We start from the raw sequence: 3,559 nt of genomic DNA, 5'->3' as shown, positions 1-3,559 counted from the left end.
TTATTATAGCGTGTGGTTATAAATAAAATTAAAACCAATTAAAAGCACTCTATAAATTGCGTTAGTACATCTACTAAATCTAGCACGTAACAACCCCTTGTTAGCAAGTTATCAATATCTAACAGACGCATGTTGGCACATGGAGAACCTATAATGAACGCACCACTGAAGAAGCCTTTGGAGAATAATCAGGCACTGCAAGACCCTCGAAATCGAACCGTCACCACTATTAATAGCACCGATGCGCTGGCTATGATTGAGCATGGCAGTGAGCTGACATTAAATGTATCGACACCTGTTGGCACCAAGTTTCTCGCAACCACCAAATTTATCGGCACTCACAGTGATAACTGTATCCTGATTGAGGTGCCGGAAGTATCCAGTGATGACCTACGCTTTTTCTTTCAGGAAGGCTTCTGGATGACGGCACGTGCCTACTCTCTGCGAGGCGAAGGGGCTCTGATCCATTTTAGGTCTCAGATTCACCACACCATTGGCGAACCCTTTCCTATCATCGTGCTTTCCACGCCAAGTACCATGCAAGTCACGCAACTGCGTAAAGAAACGCGCTATGAAGTGAACCTAAGCTCTCGCGTGATCTTTGATGATCAACGCATGAACTGCGAGATCAGAGACCTCTCGAAGAGTGGCTGTCGCTTTGTCACATCACCAACCTCTCGTCCGATTCAGGTAGCCGACCGAGTCTCTATCGAAATTACGCCTGAGAACTACAATGGTCCGCTGATTCCGCCACTTCGAGGGATTGTGTGTAATCTGCAAAGATCAACGCACTACGCGCGTTATGGTGTCGAATTTGATGATATCGGTAAGGCCAATGCCAAGAACCTGCTCAGTAAGCTGAAGTTCGACGGCACCAAACTTCGTTTGCGTAATGCTTAAGCGCTAGAGATTGTAAAAATAAAAAAAACAGCCATCGATAATATCGATGGCTGTTTCGTTTAAGGTTAACGGTTATTTAGCTAATCTACTTAAAGCGTTAAGCTATTTACGCAGTGCGTTGAGTTTAGCCTGAGCGATACCAAAGATAGTATCGATTGGGTAGCTTCCCTCATCACTCGGTTCACCAGCGGCTTTCCCCGTGAACAGCTCAATCGCCTCTGTCACATGATCAATCGCCCAGATATTGAACTCGCCCTTTTCCACCGCTTTAACGATGTCACTGCGCAGCATCAGGTTATGAACATTAGAGCGCGGGATGATAACCCCTTGCTCATTAGAACGACCTTTGATTTCACATACATCAAAGAAGCCTTCAATCTTCTCGTTCACACCACCAATTGGCTGAGACTCACCGAACTGGTTCATCGAGCCAGTAATCGCAATGTCTTGACGGTTTGGCTGCTTAGAAAATGCAGATACAACGGCACAGAACTCCGCCATACTCGCACTATCGCCATCAACGCCACCATAAGACTGCTCGAAGGTGATGTTAGTCGTAAGCGGGACTTTAGCCGTCTTACCAAACACAGAAGAGAGATATGCCGACAAGATCATCACCCCTTTCGAGTGAATGCTGCCGCCAAGGTCTACGTTTCTTTCAATATCAATCACTTCACCGTCACCATAAGCGGTGGTTGCCGTGATTCGGTTTGGCGCACCAAACATGTGATCCGTTGTGCTTAATACCGACAGCGCATTGACCTGCCCTACAGCTTTACCATCGACATGAATCAAAGTTGTGCCGTTAGTAAAGGTTTCCATTACGCTGTCTTGCAGTCGTCCAACACGCATCTGTTGGTTCGATAACGCTTGGTCGACGTGCGATGCACGAATCAGATTCGATTTCGAACCTCTCGCCACATAGTTAGATTCACGAAGCAGATTAGCAATGTGTGCTGAGTGCAGTGACAACTTACCTTGGTCACCCGCCTGACGAGAACTGTGTTCAATGATGCGAGCAATCGCCTTGCGGTCACAGTGGAGCATATTGTTGTCATGGACGATGCTCGAAATGAAGCGCGCATAATGCATTTCAGAATCAGCAGTACGCTTCATCTCATCCTCAAAATCAGCCGTCACACGGAACAGCTCACCAAACTCTGCATCATAATGCTGCAGCAGTTGGTATGTGCGGTAATCACCAAACAAGATGATCTTAACGTCCAGAGGAATAGGTTCTGGGTCGAGCGACACCGCTCCCGTTAACGTCACCTCTTTCTCTAATGAAGTGAAGCTTAACTGGCGAGAACGCAGCGCACGTTTCAAGCCTTCCCATACGTAAGGTTGTTCTAGCACTTTGACCGCATCTATCAACAGCACACCGCCGTTCGCTCGGTGTAAGCTACCTGCGCGAATCAACGAGAAATCAGTAAATACTGTGCCTTTAAAGGTTGCCGTTTCTACATAACCAAACAAAGAGTGATAGTTCGGATTCTCCTCGACCACAATCGGGAGAGTGTCTTCCTTCTGGCTTACTATCACGTTCACTTTGTAGCGACGCGGCATTTTCTTGTCCAAAGAAGCCGTCGCGACTTCAGCCTGCTCAGTACTCTCTTCTAAGAAAATATCAGCGTTATCGACAATGTCTTTACGCAGTGCGGTTAGGTACTTTTTAATGTCTGGATATTCGCTGTAATCCTTCTTCAATTGCTTGATGAAGTGCGTGATCACATCTCGCGCCGTGTCATCATTCAGCTTTTGAATTTTCTCGGTATACGTCTCTTCAAGTTCCGTCAGTTCACGAGAAACCGTTCGCAACCCAACTTCCAGCGCATCGATGGTTTTATCGAACTGGTCTTGCTCTTCCGGTGACAGCAGATCAAAGCTCTCTTCGGTATGAAGCTCATCGCCGTTCATTGCTACGAATTGGTAATCACCTTGAGTGGTGATCGTCAGGTTCACGCCGTTCTTTTTTGCTTCTTGGCTGATCGCTTCTAACGCTGCTTGTTGCTTGGCTGCTAGCTGATTCTTTAATCGATCAGCACGGCTGAAGTACATCTCATTGTCGAACGCGAGTGGCATCGCTTTGATGAGTTTGCGCATCAGCTTTTCAATATCTTGCTTTAAGCTGCTGCCCACGCCACGCGGAAGTTTCAGTACCTTAGGTGTACGGATATCCTCGAAATTCGCGATGTAACACCAGTCAAAAAGCTCCTCAACTTCATGAGGGTGTCGGTTGAGATAACGCAAGATCATGGTGCGCTTACCCAGACCATTGCGTCCTATCGCATAAATGTTGTAACCCTTTTCCTTAATTGACATCGCGAACTCAACGGCTTTTTGCGCACGTTCTTGCCCGACGATTTCGTCAATTGGAGCCAGTTCTTTGGTCGACTTGCATGGTAACTTTTCGAGTTCTGCTACCTGATACAGTTGTTCTGTATTGAGTCTTTGAATCGCCATCGCCGCCTCCTTAGTCCTTTATTTCTTGGGTGTAGATAAATTCAGTGTAGATGTAATTGCCTATAAATTTAGTGACTTACGCTACATCGCTGTTCAACCGAACAAATAACACACAATTTAATGCAATTTAACGAATAACAAGCTATTTAATTCACCAAACCTAACATATGAATGATTTTAATTTGCAATTGATAAT

2 protein-coding genes are annotated in these 3,559 nt (G+C 46.0%); one reads left to right on the top strand and one right to left on the bottom strand.

Features of this window, described 5'->3' with window-relative positions; translation table 11 throughout:
- Positions 1 to 153: 153 nt before the first annotated feature.
- The gene (locus tag BCT81_RS28395; RefSeq protein WP_102426600.1) at positions 154 to 900 is read left to right on the top strand and encodes a flagellar brake protein; all 747 of its coding nucleotides are present in this window, start codon (positions 154 to 156) and stop codon (positions 898 to 900) included.
- 102 nt (positions 901 to 1,002) lie between these two features.
- On the opposite strand, the gene BCT81_RS28390 is transcribed toward BCT81_RS28395, so the two are convergent.
- Positions 1,003 to 3,363 (bottom strand): ATP-binding protein, encoded by a 2,361-nt coding sequence (locus tag BCT81_RS28390; protein WP_102426599.1) that lies wholly within the window; start codon positions 3,361 to 3,363, stop codon positions 1,003 to 1,005.
- Between the last annotated feature and the right edge of the window lie 196 nt (positions 3,364 to 3,559).

It is taken from the genome of Vibrio sp. 10N.261.52.A1, from assembly GCF_002876325.1.
Lineage (GTDB): Bacteria > Pseudomonadota > Gammaproteobacteria > Enterobacterales > Vibrionaceae > Vibrio > Vibrio chagasii.
The sequence above is the reverse complement of the archived record's forward strand: the minus strand, read 5'-3'. Positions and strand labels throughout refer to the sequence as shown.